The organism is Streptomyces sp. NPDC059003 (assembly GCF_042740445.1).
GTDB lineage: Bacteria > Actinomycetota > Actinomycetes > Streptomycetales > Streptomycetaceae > Streptomyces.
On sequence record NZ_JBHYJH010000039.1, the window covers coordinates 35,125 to 55,733 of the forward strand.

Annotated in this window: 17 protein-coding genes and 1 pseudogene; 11 read left to right on the plus strand and 7 right to left on the minus strand. The window is 71.9% G+C overall.

What is annotated here, in order from left to right; translation table 11 throughout:
- Positions 1-88: 88 nt before the first annotated feature.
- Positions 89-4,006 (minus strand): polarized growth protein Scy, encoded by a 3,918-nt coding sequence (scy, locus tag ACFWZ5_RS16805; protein ID WP_384805021.1) that lies wholly within the window; start codon positions 4,004-4,006, stop codon positions 89-91.
- Between the two features lie 210 nt (positions 4,007-4,216).
- Entirely contained in the window at positions 4,217-4,657 is a 441-nt protein-coding gene (gene mce / locus ACFWZ5_RS16810; RefSeq protein ID WP_384805023.1) for a methylmalonyl-CoA epimerase, read from the minus strand.
- Between the two features lie 144 nt (positions 4,658-4,801).
- Between mce and ACFWZ5_RS16815 the strand changes: the two genes are divergently transcribed.
- Positions 4,802-6,004 carry an acetyl-CoA C-acetyltransferase gene (locus ACFWZ5_RS16815; RefSeq protein ID WP_384805026.1) on the plus strand — a complete coding sequence of 401 codons (1,203 nt, stop codon included), beginning with the start codon at positions 4,802-4,804 and terminating at the stop codon, positions 6,002-6,004.
- A gap of 73 nt (positions 6,005-6,077) precedes the next feature.
- Positions 6,078-7,034: a methylmalonyl Co-A mutase-associated GTPase MeaB gene (gene meaB / locus ACFWZ5_RS16820; protein WP_384805028.1), complete on the plus strand. Its 957-nt coding sequence runs from the start codon at positions 6,078-6,080 to the stop codon at positions 7,032-7,034.
- Between the two features lie 547 nt (positions 7,035-7,581).
- Here meaB and ACFWZ5_RS16825 read toward each other — a convergent pair.
- Positions 7,582-8,211, minus strand: coding sequence for a PepSY domain-containing protein (locus ACFWZ5_RS16825; protein WP_384804556.1), 630 nt, complete (start codon positions 8,209-8,211; stop codon positions 7,582-7,584).
- A gap of 139 nt (positions 8,212-8,350) precedes the next feature.
- Between ACFWZ5_RS16825 and ACFWZ5_RS16830 the strand changes: the two genes are divergently transcribed.
- Both ACFWZ5_RS16830 and ACFWZ5_RS16835 read left to right on the plus strand, forming a co-directional pair.
- On the plus strand, positions 8,351-9,046 hold the full coding sequence (locus ACFWZ5_RS16830; protein ID WP_384804558.1) for a response regulator transcription factor: 696 nt from the start codon (positions 8,351-8,353) through the stop codon (positions 9,044-9,046).
- Positions 9,043-10,533: an ATP-binding protein gene (locus ACFWZ5_RS16835; RefSeq protein ID WP_384804560.1), complete on the plus strand. Its 1,491-nt coding sequence runs from the start codon at positions 9,043-9,045 to the stop codon at positions 10,531-10,533. The genes ACFWZ5_RS16830 and ACFWZ5_RS16835 overlap by 4 nt, the downstream gene beginning before the upstream one ends.
- Positions 10,534-10,549: 16 nt before the next feature.
- On the opposite strand, the gene ACFWZ5_RS16840 is transcribed toward ACFWZ5_RS16835, so the two are convergent.
- The 4 genes from ACFWZ5_RS16840 to ACFWZ5_RS16855 all read right to left on the minus strand — a co-directional run bounded on the left by ACFWZ5_RS16840 (position 10,550) and on the right by ACFWZ5_RS16855 (position 13,258).
- Positions 10,550-11,026 carry a MarR family winged helix-turn-helix transcriptional regulator gene (locus ACFWZ5_RS16840; RefSeq protein ID WP_384804562.1) on the minus strand — a complete coding sequence of 159 codons (477 nt, stop codon included), beginning with the start codon at positions 11,024-11,026 and terminating at the stop codon, positions 10,550-10,552.
- A gap of 117 nt (positions 11,027-11,143) precedes the next feature.
- The gene (locus tag ACFWZ5_RS16845) at positions 11,144-11,944 is read right to left on the minus strand and encodes an AIM24 family protein (protein ID WP_384804576.1); all 801 of its coding nucleotides are present in this window, start codon (positions 11,942-11,944) and stop codon (positions 11,144-11,146) included.
- Positions 11,945-11,967: 23 nt separating this feature from the next.
- A complete protein-coding gene (locus ACFWZ5_RS16850; protein ID WP_384804564.1) occupies positions 11,968-12,618 on the minus strand; it encodes an AIM24 family protein in 651 nt (216 codons plus the stop codon).
- A gap of 1 nt (position 12,619) precedes the next feature.
- Positions 12,620-13,258 carry an AIM24 family protein gene (locus ACFWZ5_RS16855; RefSeq protein WP_384804566.1) on the minus strand — a complete coding sequence of 213 codons (639 nt, stop codon included), beginning with the start codon at positions 13,256-13,258 and terminating at the stop codon, positions 12,620-12,622.
- A gap of 154 nt (positions 13,259-13,412) precedes the next feature.
- Between ACFWZ5_RS16855 and ACFWZ5_RS16860 the strand changes: the two genes are divergently transcribed.
- The 7 genes and pseudogenes from ACFWZ5_RS16860 (at position 13,413) to ACFWZ5_RS16890 (ending at position 20,595) form a co-directional block, all read left to right on the plus strand.
- The gene (locus ACFWZ5_RS16860; protein WP_384804568.1) at positions 13,413-13,757 is read left to right on the plus strand and encodes a DUF3817 domain-containing protein; all 345 of its coding nucleotides are present in this window, start codon (positions 13,413-13,415) and stop codon (positions 13,755-13,757) included.
- Positions 13,754-14,050, plus strand: a complete 297-nt coding sequence (locus tag ACFWZ5_RS16865; protein WP_384804570.1) for an MTH1187 family thiamine-binding protein — start codon at positions 13,754-13,756, stop codon at positions 14,048-14,050. Before ACFWZ5_RS16860 ends, ACFWZ5_RS16865 begins: the two co-directional genes overlap by 4 nt.
- Positions 14,051-14,212: 162 nt before the next feature.
- Positions 14,213-14,893, plus strand: a pseudogene (locus ACFWZ5_RS16870) (hypothetical protein); the annotation flags it as partial.
- Positions 14,894-15,162: 269 nt separating this feature from the next.
- Positions 15,163-15,843, plus strand: coding sequence for a DUF4166 domain-containing protein (locus tag ACFWZ5_RS16875; RefSeq protein ID WP_384804572.1), 681 nt, complete (start codon positions 15,163-15,165; stop codon positions 15,841-15,843).
- Positions 15,840-16,472 carry a TetR/AcrR family transcriptional regulator gene (locus ACFWZ5_RS16880; RefSeq protein WP_384804574.1) on the plus strand — a complete coding sequence of 211 codons (633 nt, stop codon included), beginning with the start codon at positions 15,840-15,842 and terminating at the stop codon, positions 16,470-16,472. Before ACFWZ5_RS16875 ends, ACFWZ5_RS16880 begins: the two co-directional genes overlap by 4 nt.
- A gap of 351 nt (positions 16,473-16,823) precedes the next feature.
- Positions 16,824-18,602: a glycosyltransferase family 2 protein gene (locus ACFWZ5_RS16885; RefSeq protein ID WP_384803522.1), complete on the plus strand. Its 1,779-nt coding sequence runs from the start codon at positions 16,824-16,826 to the stop codon at positions 18,600-18,602.
- Positions 18,603-18,606: 4 nt separating this feature from the next.
- Positions 18,607-20,595 carry a galactose oxidase-like domain-containing protein gene (locus tag ACFWZ5_RS16890; protein WP_384803516.1) on the plus strand — a complete coding sequence of 663 codons (1,989 nt, stop codon included), beginning with the start codon at positions 18,607-18,609 and terminating at the stop codon, positions 20,593-20,595.
- Positions 20,596-20,609: the final 14 nt, after the last annotated feature.

Here is a 20,609-nt window from a genome sequence, read left to right on the forward strand (position 1 = left end):
ATGACACCCCTTTTGAGTGGTCAACCGGCAGAGCGCTTGCCAGCGACAGTGCCGAAGGTCCCCGGCGAGCACGGAAAACGCCCCGTGGCTAGCCTTCTGACGGCTTGCCACCCGAACGAGTAGCCCCCGCCGCGGCCCCTGCCTTGACGCCCGAGTCCTTGCCGCCGCCCTGCGGGGCCTCAAACGATTCCAACGCCTCGAGCACGTCCTGGACACGGGAGATCTCCGCATTGATGTCCTCGCGGCGGCGCATCAGGACCTCCAGCTCGCGCTTGCCCTCGGTGACAATGCGCTCGGCCTCCGCCTCCGCCTCCGCCTTGATGCGCTCGGCCTCGCGCACCAGCTCCGCCTTCTTCTGCTCGGCCTCCTTGAGCAGCCCCTCGGCCTTCTTCACGGCCGCGATACGCACCTTGCTCGCCTCGGAGTTGGCGTCCGACACCAGCTCCTTGGCCTTCGCCTCGGCCTCCGCGAGCTGCTCCTCCGCGGCCTTCACCAGCGCGTCGCAGCGCTCGCCCGCGGACTTCATCGCCTCCGCCGACTCGCGCCGCGCCCGCTCGTGCAGCTCCTCGATCTCCGTCGTGACGCGGTCGCGGTGCTCCTCGGAGCGCTCCCTTATCGCCGTCGCGTCCCGGCGCGCGCCGACGAGCAGCTCGTCCGCGTCCGTACGCGCCTTCTCCACCAGCGTGTTGCCCTCGACCGTCGACTCGGCGACGATCCGCTCGGCCTCCTTGCGGGCCGCGCCGACCATCGTGTCGGCCTGCGCCTCGGCGTCCGTCGTCGCCTTCAGCGCCTTCTCCTGGGCGTCCGACGTCAGCTTCTCGGCCTCCGCCGTGGCTTCCGTGATGAGCTTGTCGACCTGCTCCGCGGCCTCCGTACGCCGCTTGTTGGCGGCCTGGCGGGCCTCGTCGAGGGTGCGCTCGGACTCGTCGCGCGCCTCGGCCCTGAGCCGCTCCGCCTCCGCCTCGGCCTCCCGCTTGAGCCGCTCGGACTCCGTACGGATCCGCTCGGCGTGCTGCTGCGCGGAGTTGACGTTCTCCGCGGCCTCGGCGCGCAGCCGCTCGGCGTCGCCGGTCGCGTCCGAGATCAGCTGCTCGGCCTTCGCGACGGACTCGGCGCGCACGCGCTCGGCCGCGGCGGCCGTCTCCGCGGTGAGGCGCTCGGCCTCGGCGACCGACTCGGCGCGCACCCGCTCGGCCTCGGCCGCGGTCTCGGTGGTGAGCCGCTCGGCCTCGCTGCGGGCCTCGCCGATCAGCGTGTCCGCCTGGCTCGCCGCGTCGCCGCGGATGCGGTTGGCGTCCTCGCGGGCGTCGGCGCGCGTGCGGGCGGCGTCCTGGTCGGCCTGCGCGATGGTGTCCGAGGCCTCCGTGCGCACCCGCTGGGCGTGCTCGGACGCGTCGCGGCGCAGCCGCTCGGACTCGGCGATGGCGTCCGCGACCGTGCTGTCCGCGAGGGCCTTCGCGGCCTCCGCCGCCTCCGTGGCCTCACGGCGGGTGCGGCTCGCGTCCTCGGCGGCGCGCTCCCGCTCGGCGTGCGCGTCGGCGCGGACCCGGTCCGCCTCCTCCTGCGCCTCCGTCCGCGTGCGCTCCGCCGCGTGCTCGGCCGCCGAGCGCAGGCCCGCGATCTCCTCCTGCGCCTGCTCGTGCAGGCCGGCGACGGAGTCCCGCACCGACTGGGCCTGCTGCTCGGCCGCGGACACCAGCTCCCCGGCGCGCGTCTCCGCCTCCGCGAGCAGCCTCAGGGCCTCGGCCTCGGCCTCCTCCACGCGCTTGCGCGCCGACGCGAGGAGCTCCTCGCTGCGCTCGCGCGCCCGCTCCCGCTCCTGGTCGGCCTCCGTGCGCGCGGCGCCCAGGGTCTCCTCGGCCTCGCGGCGGCGCCGGGCCGCCTCCTCCTGCGCGGCCGACAGGGCCTCGGCGGCCTCCGCGGCGACCCGCTCGGCGGCGGCAGCGGCCTCCGCGCGCACCCGGTCGGCGGTCTCCTGCGCCTCCGTCTTCAGGCGCTCCGCCTCGGCGGCCGCCTCCGAGCGCAGGCGCACCGCGACGGCCTCGCCCTCGGCACGGGCCTGTGAGGCGTCCGACGCGGCCTCGTCGCGCAGCCGCTCCGCCTCGGCCTCGGCCCCCGACTGCAGGGTGCGGATCCGCTCGGCGGTCTCCGTGCGCTGCCGCTCCGTCTCCTCGGCCGTCTCACGGCGCAGCCGCTCGGCCTCGGCGCGCGCGTCGCTCAGCGCCTTGTCGGCGGCGGCAAGGCGCTCCTCGGCCTCCTCCTGGAGCCGGGCGAGCTCCGCGTCGGCCTCGGCCTTGCGGGCCGCGACGGCGCGGTCGGTCTCCTCGCGCAGCGCCTGCGCGGCCGCCTCCGCCTCGCTCTTGACGGCCTCGGCCTGCTCATGGACCTCCGTGCGGTGCCGGTCGGCCTCCGCGCGGGTGCGCTCCAGGGTCTCCTCGGCCTGTTCGCGCAGGGCGGTGGCCCGCTCCACGGACTCCGTGCGGACCCGCTCGGCCTCGGCGGCGGCGGCCTGGCGCGCCTCGTCCGCGTCGGTCTTGGCCTTGGTGAGCAGCTCCTCGGCGGACCGGGCCGCCTCCTCGATCTGCTGCACGGACTCGCGCCGCGCCTCGTCGCGGATCCGCTCGCCCTCGGCGACCGCGTCGGCCCGCAGCTGCTCGGCCTCGCCCCGCAGCCGGCGCGCCTCCTCCTGCAGCTCGACCGTCTTGGCGCGGTACTCCTTGGTGTCGTCCTTCGCCGCGCCCTTCAGCTGTTCGGCGATGTCATGGGCCTCGCCGCGCAGCCGGTCGGCCTCGGCCTCCGCCTCGCCGCGGACTCGCTCGGCCTCCTCGGCGGCGGCGCGCGTGGTCGCCTTCGCCTCCTCGGACGCCTTGGTCAGGACCTCCTCGGCGGTCCGCGCGGCCTTCGCGATCTCCGACGCCGTCTCCTCGGCGGTGATCGAGCGCGCCTTCTCGGCGGCCTGCGCGATCAGCTTCTCGGCCTCGGCACGGGCGTCCGCGACCCGCTGCTCGGCCTCCGCCTTGGCGGCCTCGGCCTCCTTCGTGGCCTCGCCGACGAGCCGGGCGACCTGCTCCTTCGCCGTACGCGTACGCTGCTCGCCCGCGGCCTCGGCCGCCGCGAGCTGCTTGGCCGCCGCCTCCTTCGCCTCGGCGACGAGCTTGTCGGCCCCCGCACGCGCCTCGCGCAGCGCCGCGTCGGCCTCGGCCATGCGCTGCTCGGCGGCGCGGCTGAGATCGGCGGCCTTGCGGCGCGCCTCGTCGGACTCGGACGCGGTGGACGAGCGCAGCGCCTCCGCGTGGTCGGTGGCCTCCTGGGCCTGCGTCGACGCGGCGTTCAGGAGCCGCTCGGCGTCGGCGCGGGCGCGGCGCAGGGTGGCGTCGGCCTCCGCGCGGGCGCTCTCGGCGTCGGCCGCGAGCCGCTGCCGTGCCGCCTCCGCGAGCCGCTCGGCCTCGGCGCGGGCGGCGGCCAGGGCCTGGTCGGCCTCGGCGCGCGACTCCTCGAGGAGGCGGCGGGCCTGCTGCTCCGTACGGGCGCGCAGCTGCTCCGCCCACGCCACGTTCTCGTTGACGTGCGACTCGACGGTCTGGCGGCGCTCGTTCAGCTCCTGGTCGAGCTGCTGGCGCCGGGACACGGCCTCCGTGTGCAGCTCGGCCTGGAGGCGGGCCTGCTGCTCGGCGTGCTCCTGGAGGATGCGCTGCGTCTGGGCGCGGGCCTCGCGCAGCTCGCGCTCGGCGTCGGCGCGCAGCTGCTCGGCCTGGATCTGGGCGTTCCGAAGGAGCTGCTCGGCCTGGTACCCGAGGTCCGCGCTGTCGTAGGCAGGGCGGGTCGCGAGGTTGCGGCGCGCCTCGTGCAGCTTGGCGCGCAACACCTCGACCTGGTAGCCGAGGTCCTCGGCGTGCTGGACGGCCTTCTCCCGCTCGGTCTTCAGCCGGTCCATCTCGGCTTCGAACCGTGCGAGATGGTCGGCCTCAGCCGGTCGCCGGCTGTCCTGGCTCTCGTAGCCCCGCACTGCGCGGTCCCATCCGTCCCCTGGTCGCAAGTCTCTTTCGTGCGAACCCCGTCCATCCTCCGAACGGGGCCCCCGGGGAATGGTGTCAGATCAACAGCGGAGCTTGGGCTGCTGCCCCGACGCTCGTCCCCCGAAACCCGGACCCCGGCAAGCGACCGCCCAAGGTTCGGACGGCCGCCACTAACCCTACCGGCCCCGGATAACGGGTGGTCAGTGCTCCGGGTGTTCCGCGGGCGCCGACGTGACCAGTTCCGTGAGGACTCCGTGGCAGTCCTTGGGGTGCAGGAAGGTGATGCGCGAGCCCATGGAGCCGATGCGCGGCTCCTCGTACAGGACGCGCACGCCCTTGTCGCGGATGGCGGCGGCGTCGCCGTCCACGTCGGCCGTGCCGAAGGCGATGTGGTGCACGCCCTCGCCGTTCTTGGCGAGCCACTTGCCCACGGCCGAGTCCTCCCGGATCGGCTCGAGGAGCTGGAGGTACGAGGCGCCGCCGTCCGAGGTCTCATTGATCTTCAGCATGGCCTCGCGCACGCCCTGCTCCTCGTTGACCTCGGTGTGGAACACCTCGAAGCCGTACGTCGCGCGATAGAACTCGACCGTCTCGTCGAGGTTCCGACAGGCGATCCCGATGTGATCGATTCGCGTCAGCATGACTCAAGTGCAGCGCCTGTGACCGCGATTACGCAACGTGCGCGCGATCACACTCGTCGCCCGATGACGCGCGCCGTACCGCTCAGTACATTCGAGTAAACCCTCGTTCACTCCTCAGCTCCCCAGCTGAAAGGGGCCTCCCACATGTCCGGAACGACCGGAACCACCTCAGTGATCGTCGCGGGTGCGCGCACGCCCATGGGGCGTCTGCTCGGCTCGCTCAAGTCCTTCTCCGGTGCGGACCTGGGCGGCTTCGCGATCAAGGCCGCGCTCGACCGGGCCGGCATCGGCGGCGACCAGGTGCAGTACGTGATCATGGGGCAGGTGCTCCAGGCCGGGGCGGGACAGATCCCGGCGCGCCAGGCCGCCGTCAAGGCGGGCATCCCCATGAGCGTCCCCGCGCTCACCGTCAACAAGGTGTGCCTCTCCGGCCTCGACGCGATCGCGCTCGCGGACCAGCTGATCCGCGCGGGCGAGTTCGACATCGTCGTCGCGGGCGGCCAGGAGTCCATGACGAACGCCCCGCACCTGCTGCCCAAGTCCCGCGAGGGCTACAAGTACGGCGCGATCGAGATGCTCGACTCGATGGCGCACGACGGGCTCACCGACCCCTTCGAGTCCATCGCCATGGGCGAGTCCACGGAGAAGCACAACACCCGCCTCGGCATCCGGCGGCCCGAGCAGGACGAGATCGCCGCCCTCTCCCACCAGCGCGCGGCCGCCGCCCAGAAGAACGGCACGTTCGACGCCGAGATCACCCCCGTCGAGGTCCCGCAGCGCAAGGGCGACCCGGTGCTCGTCTCCCAGGACGAGGGCATCCGCGGCGAGACCACGGTGGAGACCCTCGGCAAGCTCCGCCCGGCGTTCACCAAGGACGGCACGATCACCGCGGGCACGTCGTCGCAGATCTCGGACGGCGCCGCGGCCGTCGTCGTGATGAGCAAGGCGAAGGCGCAGGAGCTCGGCCTCGCGTGGATCGCCGAGATCGGCGCCCACGGCAATGTGGCGGGCCCGGACAACTCCCTCCAGTCCCAGCCGTCCAACGCGATCCTGCACGCGCTGAAGAAGGAGGGCCTCGGCGTCGAGGACCTGGACCTCATCGAGATCAACGAGGCCTTCGCCGCCGTCGCGGTCCAGTCAATGAACGACCTCGGGGTGTCCCCGGAAAAGGTGAACGTCAACGGCGGTGCCATTGCCCTGGGTCACCCGATCGGGATGTCCGGCGCGCGCCTCGTCCTGCACCTGGCGCTCGAACTGAAGCGGCGCGGCGGCGGCGTGGGCGCGGCGGCGCTGTGCGGCGGCGGTGGCCAGGGTGACGCGCTCATCCTGAAGGTGGCCAAGGGCTGAGCCCCGGGCGAGCCCCGGGCTGAGCCCTTCCACGTCGTCCCTTCGTCTCACGTACGTACGGAACGGAGCCGCAATGCAAGACGTCCCCTCCCTGGTGGCCCAGGCCCGCGAAGGCAGGCCGCGGGCCGTGGCCCGGCTGATCTCGCTGGTGGAGGGGGCGTCGCCGCAGCTGCGCGAAGTGATGGCGGCGCTCGCCCCGCTCGCCGGGAACGCGTACGTGGTGGGGCTCACCGGATCGCCGGGTGTCGGCAAGTCCACGTCGACGTCCGCCCTGGTCAGCGCGTACCGGCGGGCCGGGAAGCGGGTCGGTGTCCTCGCCGTGGACCCCTCGTCGCCGTTCTCCGGGGGCGCGCTGCTCGGCGACCGCGTGCGGATGTCCGAGCACGCGTCCGACCCCGGCGTCTACATCCGCTCCATGGCGACGCGGGGGCACCTGGGCGGGCTCGCCTGGGCCGCGCCCCAGGCCATCCGCGTGCTCGACGCCGCGGGCTGCGACGTCGTCCTCGTCGAGACCGTCGGCGTCGGCCAGTCCGAGGTCGAGATCGCCTCGCAGGCCGACACGTCGGTGGTCCTGCTCGCGCCCGGCATGGGCGACGGCATCCAGGCGGCGAAGGCCGGGATCCTCGAGATCGGCGATGTGTACGTGGTCAACAAGGCCGACCGTGACGGCGCGGACGCGACCGCGCGCGAGCTCAACCACATGCTCGGCCTCGGCGAGTCCCGCGGCCCCGGCGACTGGCGCCCGCCCATCGTCAAGACCGTCGCCGCGCGCGGTGAGGGCACCGACGAGCTGGTCGAGGCCCTGGAGAAGCACCGGGCGTGGATGGACGAGCGGGGGGTCCTCGCGGAGCGGAGGGTGGCGCGGGCCGCGCGTGAGGTCGAGACCATCGCGGTGACGGCGCTGCGGGAGCGGATCGCCGATCTGCACGGGGACGTGCGGCTGAGCGCTTTGGCGGAGCGGATCGTGGCCGGGGGCCTGGATCCGTACGCGGCCGCGGACTCCCTGGTGGAGGGCCTGACGTCGTCGTAGGGGGGTCCCCCACGCACCTGCTGCGGGGCGAAGCTAGCGCCCCCACCGCTACCGCGGCGGGATCTCTCCCACCCAGCCCACCCGTTTCCAGCACCCCGCGGGGTGCTGGTCGCGCGAAGCGCTGCGGCCGAGTGCGCATGTGCCCGCCGCTACCGCGGCGGGATTTCCCCCACCCGCCCCACCCGTTTACCCCGCACCGGGCGGTGGGCGTTGCGCGGAGCGCTGCGGCTGGGTGGGTGAGGGACGGCGCCGCAGCCGCCGACGGCGGGCAAGACCCACCAGGGGCGTCCACCCCGCGTGGAGGTGGAAACGGGCGGGCGGGTGGGGAACAACCGCCGCGGTAGCGGCGGGGAGCCGCAGGCGCCGACTGTGAGAAACCCCCACGGGGAGCGTTCGGCTCGCGTGGGGGTGGAAACGGGCGGGCGGGTGGGGAACAGCCGCCGCGGTAGCGGCCGGGGGCCGCGGGTGTCGATCATGAGAAACCCCCACGGGGAGCGTTCGGCTCGCGTGGGGGTGGGGAGCAAGCGCCGCGGTGGCGGCGGGGAGGTCAGTCGTCGAGGGGGCCGGCGGTCACCTTGCCGGAGCGTACGTCGACGTTCCAGTGGCTCTCGGCGCCCGCGCCAGACACGGTCTCCACGTCCCAGGCGCCCACGCCAGAGTCGTCGTCGACGTCCACCGACGTCACCGTCCCCTTCCCGGAAACGGCCTTCACCGCGTCGGACGCCGACACCGACGCCCCCTTCAGCAGACCCGCGACCCGCGCATCGTCCTCGTCGTCGTCCCGCTCGACGTACGAGCCGAGCACCTTCCCCGTCCCCGGGTCGACCTGCACGCTGTGCCAGGTGCGCCCGTCCTTGCCGAGGACGTCGACGTCCCAGACGAGGCCGCCGTCCTCGTCGTCCAGGTCGGCGGAGACCACGGTCCCCGACGCGGACTTCAGCGCGGCGGAGATCGCGTCGGCGGCGCTGACCTCGGCCGCCTTAACCTCGGCGGAGTTCTCGGCGGCGTCGTCGTCCCGCAGCACCGTGCCCCGGCGGTCGTCGTCCTGCACCCGCACGCTCGACTTGGCGCCCGCCTTCGACGGCTCGTCGTCGCCGCCGGCGGCGAGGGCCACCGTCGTACCGCCCGCCGCGAGAGCGAGGGCCGCGATGCCGGCGATGGCGATGTTGCGCTTCATGAGGGTTCCTCCCGAGTGGGTGGCCCCGAGTGAAGCGGGGCCGTCCGTTCCGACGAGAACCAATCTGGCTGAACGTTCCTGAAGCCTTCCTGAAGAAGCCTGAAGAACTCTTCAGCTTCGCTCCGGCATCCTGGGGCCCATGCGCCTGTTGATCGTGGAGGACGAAAAGCGCCTCGCCCTGTCCCTGGCCAAGGGCCTGACGGCCGAGGGCTACGCCGTGGACGTCGTCCACGACGGCGTCGACGGTCTGCACCGGGCGAGCGAGGGCACGTACGACCTGGTGATCCTGGACATCATGCTCCCGGGCATGAACGGCTACCGCGTCTGCTCGGCGCTGCGCGCCGCGGGGCACGACGTGCCGATCCTGATGCTCACCGCCAAGGACGGCGAGTACGACGAGGCCGAGGGCCTGGACACGGGCGCCGACGACTACCTCACCAAGCCCTTCAGCTACGTCGTCCTGGTGGCCCGCGTGAAGGCGCTGCTGCGCCGCCGCGCCGCGGCCCCCTCGCCGGTGCACCGGATCGGCGACCTGAGGATCGACACGGCGTCCCGCCGTGTGTTCCGGGAGCAGGGGAGCGCAGCGGGCGGGGGAGAGGGCGAGGGCGACGAAATCGCCCTCACGGCAAAGGAGTTCGCGGTCCTGGAGCAACTGGTGGTGCGCGTGGGCCAGGTGGTGTCGAAGGCCGACATCCTGGAGCACGTCTGGGACTTCGCGTACGAGGGCGATCCCAACATCGTCGAGGTGTACGTGAGCACGCTGCGCCGCAAGCTGGGGGCGCCGCTCATCAAGACGGTCCGGGGCGCCGGTTACCGCCTGGAGGCCCCGCGATGAGAAGGCTCTTCGGGTCCGTGCGGGCCCGCGCGACGGTGGGCGCGACCCTCGTCGTCGCGCTCGCGCTCGTCGCCGCGGGCGCCGCCGTGCTCCTCTCCCTGCGGACGAGCCTGGTCGACCAGGCGGACGCGCAGGCGGAGTCGGCCGCCCGCAAGGTCGCGGCCCAGCTCGCCGCCAACGTCTCGTACGCCAAGCTGGAGCTGCCCGACGAGGAGGACAACCCCGTCCAGGTCGTGAACGACGACGGCCGTCTGGTGAAGGCCAGCGAGGACCTGGAGCGCATCAGCGGTACGGGAGTCAGCGACGTACGCCCGAAGAGCGAGAAGAGCGAGAAGAGCGACGACAGTAGCGAGAAGAGCGACGACAGTGACGACAGTGACGACAAGGAGGACGCCGCGGAGGACTCCGGCGAGGACTCCGACTCCCTTGAATTCGGCGAGATCGACGACGAGGCCCATGTCTCCGAGGGCTCGGCGACCGTCGACGGCGACACGCAGGACTACCGCTTCGCCGCGGTGCGGGTGAACACCGAGTCGAAGGGTGAGCTGACCGTCCACGCGGGCGCGCCGCTGACCGCCGAACAGAGCGCCGTCACCACCGCGCTGACCGCGATGCTGATCGGTTTCCCCCTCCTGCTCGCCGTGATCGCGGCCGTGACCTGGCTGGTCACGCGCCGCGCACTGCGCCCCGTGGACGCGATCCGCGCCGAGATGGCCGCGATCACCGCGTCCGAGGACCTGGCGCGCCGGGTGCCCGAGCCGGACACGCACGACGAGATCGCGCGCCTGGCCCGGACCACGAACGAGACCCTGGCTGCCCTGGAGACGTCCGTGGAGCGGCAGCGGCGGTTCGTCGCCGACGCCTCGCACGAGCTGCGCAGCCCGATCGCTTCGCTGCGCACCCAGCTCGAAGTGGGCGCCGCCCACCCGGAGTTGCTGGATGTGCCGGGTGCCGTCGAGGACACCGTGCGCCTCCAGGAGCTGGCCGCCGACCTGCTCCTGCTCGCCCGCCTCGACGCGGGGGAGAAGCCGGTCCAGGGCCGGGTGGAGCTCGGGGCCCTGGCCGAGGAGGAGCTCTCGCAGCGTCCGGCCGACCGGATCGCGGTGACGAGGAAACTGGAGAGCGTCGAAGTGGCTGGATCGCGCGGTCAGTTGGCGCGGGTGCTCGGCAATCTGGTGACGAACGCGCAGCGGCACGCACGTTCCCGGGTGACGGTCACGACCCGGGCCGACGGGGCGTGGGCGGTGCTTGAGGTGGCCGACGACGGGGACGGCGTGCCACCGGCCGAGCGTGAGCGGATCTTCGAACGTTTCGTACGCCTGGACGACGCACGCGGCCGGGACGAGGGCGGAGCGGGCCTGGGCCTGGCCATCGCCCGAGACGTAGCCACCCGCCACGGCGGCACCCTCACGGTCACCGAGTCCCCAGACGGCGGCGCCCTGTTCACCTTGCGCCTGCCGGCCGGGGCGGGCGCGCCCAGCCCCTGACAACCCGCAAACAGGGTCAGGGCTTGCCGCGCAGCCCCCGCAGGTGCTCCGCGATAGGCGTCAGCGCCTTGTGGAGGTCGCTGAGCGCCTCCGGCGAGACAAGGTCGACGAAGTGCTGCCGCACGGAGGCCACATGGTGCGGGGCGACGCGCTTCATGGTCTCCAGGCCCTCTTCGGTGAGGACGGTGAAGAGTCCGCGCCGGTCGGACTCGCAGTTCTCCCGCCGGACCAGTCCCGCGTTCTCCATGCGGGTGATCTGGTGGGAGAGGCGGCTCTTGGACTGCAGGGTGGCGGACGCCAGGTCGCTCATGCGCATCCGAAGGTCTTCGGACTCGGAGAGATGCACGAGGATGTCGTAGTCGTTCATGGTCAGGTTGAACGGCTGGAGATCCTTCTCCAGCTGGTACGTCAGCATCCTGTTGACCTCCACGTGGGTACGCCAGGCGCACTGTTCCTCGTCGGTCAGCCACTGCGGGGCCGTCTCGGTCTCCATGGAATCGATTCTACCTAAGAAGTTGAATGGTGAACGAGTGTCGGGGTGTGACGCGCCTCGCACCCCCCGGAGATCGAGGGGTACAGGCGTTCGCCGTCACACTCCGCAGACTACCGCTCACAGGCCGAAGCGACGCTGGAGGTCTCCTAGTTGTCCGGGAAGGCGCGGTCCTTGCGGCTGCTGTCCACGTTGGCCATGTTGCCCGCGCTGGCCGGACGGGCCGCCCGCGCCGTGGCCGCCGCCCGTGGCCCCCGCGCCCGGCACCCCGGCCTGCTGCGGCAGCGCGCCCGTGTCCACGTCCGCCATCAGCGCCTCCGACGATTGCAGCAGCACCGTGCCCGCGCCCACGAACTCGAACTGGTGCTCCTCCCCGGACGTGCCGCCGATTCCCGTGAGTGCGCGCAGGCCGCCGATCACCCCGGTCATGTACTGGTGGTCGTAGTGATGGCAGGGGGACGGGCAGTCCGCCCAGCCGACGAGGGCCTGGGGATCCACCCGGATCGGCGGCTCCATGAAGACCACCGGACCGCTCGACACCGCCACGAACTTGCCCGTCCCGATCAGGGTGAGAAAGCCGGGAACGATGGACTGCTTGAGCGCGAGACTTGGCTGAAAAGCGAGGAGGTTGCCCGCACGGATCGTCAGGTTGCCGTCCTCCAGGTCGTACGAGTTGACGTCGAAGGCGCGGTCGGCGAGGAGCATCTTGCCCTCGCCCTCGGCCACGACCCAGTCGCTCGCGTGCAGCGGGGAGTGGAAGGACGTGCGCACGAGGCGGTCGAGGCGGCCGTGTCCGATGCCGTTGAAGTCGATGCGCCCGTAGTAGGCGATCATCTTGCCCTTCTGCAGGAACCACTGGCTGCCCCTGAGCTCCACGCAGAACGTGTACGCGTTGACGTTGTCGTCGCTCGGCAGCGTCATCGGGTCGAAGATCACGGGCGTGCTCACAGCTTCTCCTCCGATGCCTGGACGTACACCACGCCGCTGCCGCTGAGCTCCAGCTGGAAGGCCTCGCCGGAGCCGCGGCCCACCATGTCGCGCCAACTGAGCGCCGTGGACAGCTTGTTGCGTACGTCACCGTGGTGCGCCACGTACGACTGGGGGTCCACGTGGACCGGGCGCTGGGGGGTGATCGGCAGCTCGATCACGCCGCCGTGCGCCATCACGGCGACCGCGCCGTGGCCCTTGAGGGTCGTCGTGAACAGGCCCTGGCCCGAGACCTGGCCGCGCACCATGCCCATCACGCCGCCCTGCGAGCCGAGGAACATCGTGCCCTGCTGCAGGGTGCCGTCGAAGGCGAGCAGGCGGTCCGCCTCCACGTACATCGTGTCGCCGCTGAGGGCGATCACATGGACGTGGTGGCCGCCGTGCCCGAACAGGACCGTGCCGGAGCCCTCGACGGTCATCAGGGGCACGGACTCGTTGGCGACGCGGCGGCCGATCATGGACATCAGGCCGCCCTGGCCGCCGGTGATGTTGGGGGTGAAGGAGACGTCTCCCTTGTAGGCGAGCATGGCGCCGCGCTGGCTGAACAGCTTCACGCCCGGCTGCAGGGTCGCCTCGACCATCTTTGCGTTGACCTCACGGAACGGCATGTCACACGTCTCCCGCGATCGTGTTGCGCTCACTGGGCTGGACGTAGACAAGGCCCTCGCCCTCGAAGCGGATCTGGAAGGCCTCGCCGCCGCCCTCGCCGAACAGATGGCGGAAGGTGACCCCGGACTGGAAGCTCTGCTTGAGATTGCCCTGGTGCGCCACGTACGCGCCCGGGTCCACGGTCAAGGGGTACTGCTTCGTGACGCGCAGGATCACCGCCGGGCCGTCCGACATGATGGCCGCCTGGCCCATGCCCTCGACGGTGGTGGTGAACACGCCGTTGCCCTGGGAGGCGCCGCGCAGGCCCGTGAAGGTGGTGCCGGTGCGCAGGCTCGCCTCCGTGCACAGCAGGTTGCTCGACTCCACGTACAGCTTCTCGCCCTGGAGCTGCACCAGGCTGATCTCCGTGGCGCGGTCGGCGAACCAGCACGTGCCGTGCCCCTTCACCTCCATCACGGTCATCTGCTCATTGGTCAGCCGGCGCGTGACCATGCCGCGGATGCCCTCACCGCCCCCCGTCAGCTTCTTGAAGATCATGGTGCCGTCGTAGGCGACCATCGACCCGTTCTTCGCCTTCACGGCATCGCCGCTCATGTCCACGGCGAGCACTCTGCTGCCCTGCAATCGGAACGTAGCCACGAAGCCGAAGGTATCCGCAGCGCGGGTCCCGGCGACAGGGCCGCCGACCCTGACCGGACCCCGGAAAATCCCTCACGGGCCCCTGATGCCACAATGGGGAGCGCTTGTGCATCCGTTCACAAGATCGACCTCGACCCCGCCCCGAAGGTGACCCGTGGACATCAAGACCGCTTCCGCACTCCGCCGCCTCCGCCTGGTCTCGATTCCCGAGGCCGTGTCCTTCCTGCTCCTCATCGTCTGCTCGGTGCTCAAGCGGACCACGGACTTCAACGCCGTACCGGCGATGGGCATGATCCACGGTCTGCTCTTCGTCCTCTACGTCCTGTTCTGGCTCGACGCCTGGAACCGCACCAAGTGGGACGCCAAGACCGGCCTCCTCTACTTCGTCCTCTCCGTCCTGCCCACCGGCGGCTTCTTCGCCGACCGCAAGCTGAAGCGCGAGGCCGAGGCCGCGGTCATCGCCTCCCGCGCCCGCCGCGAGGGAGTCGTGAACGCATGATCGTCGCCTTCTCCGTGACGCCCCTCGGCGTCGGCGAGGACGTGGGGGAGTACGTCGCCGACGCCGTCCGCGTGGTCCGCGAGTCGGGTCTGCCCAACCGGACCGACGCGATGTTCACCTCGATCGAGGGCGAGTGGGACGAGGTGATGGACGTGGTCAAGCGCGCCGTCGCGGCCGTGGAGGCTCGGGCGCCCCGGGTCTCCCTCGTCCTCAAGGCCGACGTCCGCCCCGGCGTGACGGACGGCATGACCTCCAAGGTCGAGACCGTGGAGCGGCATCTGTCGCAGGGCTGACGACGCCCGCCTTCCTCCAGGCCCCCGCCGAGTGTCCGGCGGGGGCTTTTTGGTGCCCGTGGGGGAGGCAAGAGGAGAGTTGAGCGAGTGCTCAAATCGCTGTACGTTTCCTACGTAGCGTTTGAGCACTCGCTCAAAAACGTGCTGACGTGGGGGTTTGCAGTGAGCCTGTACATCGAAGCCCTGATACGTGCCGATCTCGACGAGCTCTGGGCGCACACGCAGGAGCCCGCCGCGCACCAGCGCTGGGACCTGCGCTTCACGCAGATCGACTACCTGCCGAAGGCGGCCGACGAGCCCCAGCGGTTCCGGTACGCCACGCGCGTGCTGCCCTTCCTCACCGTCGCCGGGACCGGCGTCAGCGCGGGCGAGAAGCGGCGGCCCGACGGCACCCGCACCTCGGCCCTGCGGTTCGCCTCGCCGCACCCGCTCTCGCTCCTCGCCGAGGGCAGCGGCTACTGGCGTTACGTACCGACGGGCGACGGCGTCCGCTTCCTCACCGGCTACGACTACCGGCCGCGCTGGGGCCGCGTCGGCGCCCTCGCCGACCGGGTCGCGCTGCGGCCGCTCATGGGCTGGGCCACCGCCTGGTCCTTCGACCGGCTCCGGCTGTGGCTGGAGCGCGGGATCACGCCCGAGCGGGCGCTCGGCCACGCGGCCGCCGAGGTCGCGGCCCGCGCCCTGTGCGTCGCCGCCGCGGCGCTCGCCGGTCCGGTGGCCGCCGTCGCCGCGGCGGTGGTCGTGCTGCTTGTGCCGCCGCTGCCGGTGACGCCTGCGGCGCGGCGGTGCCTGCGGACGCCGCCGACGGGGGCGGCGCGGGCGCCTCGGGTGCTTGCGGGGCTCGGGGGTGCGGGGGCGCCCGGCGCGGGGGTGTCCGGTGCGGGGGTGGCCGTGGGGAGCGGTGGGGGCGGCGGCCGTGCCGGTGGTGGTTCCGCGGCCTTCGTGTCCGTCCTTGGGCGGGCTGTTCGCGGGGGCGTCGCCCGCGTCCGCGTCCGCGCCGTCCGCGCTGTCTCTCCCGTCCGCACTGTCTCCCTCGTCCGTCTCGTCCCTCTCGTCCGTGCCGTCTCTCCCGTCTGTCCCGTCCGTCCCGTCACCGTCCAGGAGCAGCCCGCATGACCTCGATCTTCCGTACCGTCCTCGGCGCCGACTTCGCGCGCCTGCACCCGCAGCTCCAGCGGCGCTTCTCCGTCGGGCTCGCGAGCGGGGAGGCCTGCGTCGGCCGGGGCGTGATGGACCGGATCTGGCACGGGCGCGGCTTTGTGAAGCCGTTCCTCGCGGTCGGTGCGACCCGGCACATCCTCGTCCCGCGCACGGGCCGGAACATCCCGTTCACCATCGAGAACGTGCCGTACGCCGACTCGTTCGGCCGTGAGACGGTGACCTTCGTGCGCACCTTCGACTTCCCCGGGCGTCCCCGGCGCTTCGACGCCCAGATGATCCTCGCCCCCCAGGGCGACCGCGTGCTCGACTACCTCGGCACGCATCAGCACCTCGCGAGCGACCTGCACTTCGACGCGCGGCCCGACGGCTCCCTCGTCATCCGCTCGGGAGTGCACCGGTTCCGCGAGGGGCCCGTCGACGTACGGGTGCCGGACCTCATCGGCGGCGACGCCGAGGTGCACGAGTCGTACGACGACGCCGCCGGGTGCTTCCGGATCCGGGTGCGGGTGGCCAACCGGTACTTCGGGCCGCTGTTCGGGTACGAGGGGTCGTTCACGGCGCGCTACCGGGACGTGCGGGAGTGCGGGGTGCGGCCCGGGCTCAGGCCCGTGCGCGAGGAGGTCCGCGCGTGAGCGCCGACACCCGCGCGAAGCTCCTCGACGGCGCCCTGCGCACCCTCACCGAGCAGGGCATCGCCAAGACCTCGGCGCGGTCCGTCGCCGCGGCTGCCGGGGTGAACCAGGCCCTCGTCTTCTACCACTTCGGCTCCGTCGACGACCTGCTCTCCGAGGCCTGCCGCCATGGCACGGAGCAGCGCGTCGCCCTCTACCGGGAGCGGCTCGCCGCCGTCTCCTCCCTTGGCGAACTCCTCGCCTTCGGGCGTGAGATGCACGAGGAGGAGCGGGCGGCGGGGCACGTCGCCGTGCTCGGCCAGTTGCTGGCCGGGGCCCAGACCCAGCCGCGGCTCGCCGCCGCGACCGCCGCCGGGCTCTCCCTGTGGATCGAGGAGATCGAGAAGGTCCTCGTCCGGGTCCTGGGGGCGTCGCCGCTCGGGGCGTTCGTGGATGCGGTGGGGCTCGCGCGGGCGGTGGCGGGGTCGTTCGTGGGCCTTGAGCTGTACGAGGGGGTCGACCCCGAAGGGGTCGCGCGCGCCTTGGATGCCCTGGAGGACCTGGGGGCCCTGGTGGCCGCCCTGGACGACCTGGGTCCGGTGGCGCAGCGGGCGGTCCGCCACCACCTCCGCCGCGCGAAGCGGGCGTAGCGCCTCCACCGGTCCCTGTGCACAGCTACCACCGCTAACGCGGCGGCTTCATCCCGCCCGCCCACCCATGACCAACCGTCCGGCCCGCACCCGGGCCCGATACGCCCCCGCCCCGCCGCTTCGCGGCGGGAGCTATCCCGCCCGCCCACCCCATGCGCTTCCGCCGCCAACGGCGGGTCACCCCCCACCGGGGGCGGTCACCCGTGTCCCACCGGAAACGGGCGGGCGGGTGGGAGAGGAACCGGCAAGCCCAGCCCGGCCCGGCACTCTGTCGGACGCGCCCCGTTCGACACGCCGAGAAAAGTCCACTTTTGTATGGGTATCGGCTTGTTCGATCACCAGGAGGGCACCGTGCGGCCGGAGGGCTACGACTACGACACCCATAGCCGGCTCGCCGGTCCGCTCACCCCGCCGGAGGGCGACGCCGGCGGCTATCGGGTCCAGTACCGGTCGCTCCTGGCACGCGAGCCCCACCGAATACGCGCCGTACTCCTGATGACGCTGGCCCCGGTCCTCACCGGCGCCCTGCTCCTCTACCTCGTCTGGCCCACCCACTGGACCGAGCGCGAGGGCGGCGACCGCTGGCTGGTGGGTCTGGACGTCACCATGCTGGTCGCGATCGGACTCATCGAGCTGTTCATGCTCATCAACGTCATATCGATCGCGCACGCGACGATGGTGGCCCGCGACCCGATCCCCGTCCTGCCCGAGCCGGGCACCCGCGTCGCCTTCCTGACGACGTACGTACCGGGGAAGGAACCCCTCTCCATGGTCCGCGCCACGCTGGCGGGCGCCGTAGCGATACACCACGTCGGCCCCCTGGACGTATGGCTGCTCGACGAGGGCGACGACGACGAGGCCAAGGCCCTGTGCGCGGAGCTCGGCGTGCGGCACTTCACCCGCAACGGGGTGCCCGAGTGGAACCGCAAGAAGGGCCCGCACAAGGCCCGTACCAAACACGGCAACTACAACGCCTGGCTCGCGATGCACGGCGACGCCTACGACTTCTTCGCCTCCGTCGACACCGACCACGTCCCGCTGCCGAACTTCCTGGAGCGGATGATGGGGTTCTTCCGCGACCCGGACGTCGCGTTCGTCGTCGGGCCGCAGGTGTACGGGAACTACACCTCACCCGTCACCAAGGCCGCCGAGTCCCAGCAGTTCCTGTTCCACGCGCTGATCCAGCGGGCCGGGAACCGCTACCGGGCCCCCATGTTCGTCGGCACGAACAACGTCGTGCGGATCTCCGCCCTGCGGCAGGTCGGCGGGCTCTACGACTCCATCACCGAGGACATGGCCACCGGCTTCGAGCTGCACCGGCACAAGAACCCGGCGACCCGGCGGCACTGGCGGTCCGTGTACACGCCGGACGTCCTCGCCGTCGGCGAGGGCCCCGCCTCCTGGACGGACTTCTTCACCCAGCAGATGCGCTGGTCGCGCGGTACGTACGAGACGCTGTTCAAGCAGTACTGGAAGGCGCCGTTCACGATGCCGCCCGGGCGGCTCTTCTCGTACACGCTGATGCTCGTCTACTACCCGATGACGGCCGTCAACTGGCTCCTCGGGATCCTGAGTTGCGTGCTGTTCCTGTGGTTCGGCGCCTCCGGCACGCAGGTCGCCGCCTCCGTATGGCTGATGCTGTACAGCGACGCCGCCGCGCTCCAGATCGGGCTCTACCTGTGGAACCGGCGGCACAACGTCTCGCCGCACGAGCCCGAGGGCTCGGGCGGCCTCGCCGGCATGGCGATGTCCGCGCTGTCCGCGCCGATCTACGCCAAGTCGCTCGGCGCGGCCTGTGCGCGCCGACCGAGCCGCTTCGTCGTCACGCCCAAGGGCGGCGGCGCCACGTCCGACCGGCTGCTCACCTTCCGCATCCATCTCTTCTGGGCGGCGGTGCTCGCCAGTTCGCTCGTCGCGTCGTTCGTGCTCGGCCACACGCACGTGGCGATGCGCACCTGGGCCGTGCTCGCCATGGCCATCTCGCTCGCGCCGGTCACGGTGTGGAGCGTCACCGCGGTCAGGGAGCGCAGGGCCCGCAAGGCGGCGGCCCGGCAGCGCCTGAAGGAGCGCGGCACCGAGGGCGAGCCGGAGCCGGCCTTCGCCACCGGCACGACCACTGGAGGTAACTGACGCCATGGCCCCCCGGTTCACGCAGTTCTCCAAGCTGTCCAGGCGCTCCAAGAAGGTCGTCTTCGGAGTGGGCGCGGGCGCGCTGCTCATCGGGCTCAACGCCCCGGCCGCGCTGTCCTTCGCCGAGGAGAAGTACCACGCGTACAAGATCTCCCGGCCGGGCTACAAGAAGAAGTACGGGTCGTGGCAGCAGGTCGGCATTCCCGAGGAGTTCCGTACGAACGCCATTCACGCGGCGCTGCTCCACACCGGGAAGGTGCTGATCGTCGCGGGGTCCGGCAACGAGCAGAAGAAGTTCGACGCCGGGTCCTTCGACACCGTGCTGTGGGATCCGAAGGAGAACACCTTCAAGAAGGTCGCAACGCCCGAGGACTTCTTCTGCGCCGGGCACGCCCAGCTCCCCGACGGGCGCCTCCTCGTCGCCGGCGGCACCGCCCGCTACGAACTCCTCGACGACGAGGTGGACCGCGCGGGCGGCGGCATGCGCGTGAAGAACGAGAACCCGGACAAGCCGGTCGTCCTGAAGAAGGGCACGAAGTTCCGCTCGCCGTCGGGCGTCGAGTACGTCAGCAGGTTCGACGTGAAGGTCCCGAAGGCCAAGCGGGACTTCGAGATCACGTACTCGAAGTCCGGCGCGATGCAGCCCTGGAAGACCAAGGTCACCGCGAGCGAGGCGCGGGTCTTCGTGGAGGCCGTGCAGGAGGGCAAGCAGTCGGTCACGGAGAAGTCCGCGCAGTACGAGATCGAGGGCCTGACCGGCAAGGAGGCCGACAACACGTACGGCATCGCCGAGAAGCTCACCATGGAGAAGCAGGACTTCCAGGGCATCAAGGCGGCGTACGAGTTCGACCCGAAGGCCGAGCGGTACGTGCCCGTGGAGCCGATGGACAAGGCCCGCTGGTACCCGACGCTCGTCGGCCTCGACGACGGCCGGGTGCTCGCGGTGTCCGGGCTCGACGACGTCGGCGTCATCGACCCCGGCGACAACGAGATCTACGACCCGAAGACCAAGCAGTGGACGGACGGCCCCAAGCGGTACTTCCCGACCTACCCGGCCCTGTTCCTCACCAAGGGCGGCAAGCTCTTCTACCCCGCGTCCAACGCCGGTTACGGGCCCGCCGACAAGGGGCGCAAGCCGGGCCTGTGGGACCTGGACACCAACACGTTCGAGAAGGTGCCCGGCCTCGAGGACCTCGACCAGACCGAGACGTCCTCCTCCGTGCTGCTCCCGCCCGCGCAGGACCAGAAGGTGATGATCCTCGGCGGCGGCGGTGTCGGCGAGTCCGACAAGGCCACGCGCCGCACCGCCGTCATCGACCTGAAGGAGGCCAAGCCCTCCTTCAGGACGGGCCCGCAACTCCCGCAGGGCACCCGCTACTTGAACAGCGTGCTCATGCCGGACGACTCCGTCTTCACCACGAACGGCTCGTCCGACTACCGCGGCCGCAGCGCGAGCAACATCCTCAAGGCCCAGTTCTACGACCCGAAGGCCGACGCGGGACGGGGCGCCTTCCGCACCGCCGCCGAGCCCATGGTGGGCCGCAACTACCACTCCGAGGCGCTGCTCCTGCCCGACGGCCGCGTCGCCACCTTCGGCTCCGACCCGCTCTTCGACAACGAGCAGAACACCAAGCTCGGCCACTTCGAGCAGCGCATGGAGATCTTCACGCCGCCCTCGCTGCACAAGGCGGGCAAGGACCGTCCCGTCGTCGGCGAGGGCCCCGAGCAGCTCCCGGCCGACGGCCGCGCGACCTTCCGCACCGCGCACCCGGAGAAGATCGTCTCGGCCCGCCTGATGCGCCCGAGCGCGGTCACGCACACCACGGACGTCGAGCAGCGCTCGATCGCCCTCGGCCTGACGAAGGGCCAGGGCTCGATCACCGTGGACGTGCCGCGCGGCGACACCGCCCTGGTGCCGCCCGGCTGGTACATGCTGTTCGTCACGGACGCGGACGGCGCCTCGTCCGAGGCGAAGTGGGTGCACGTGAAGTAGCCCCGGGCCACGGG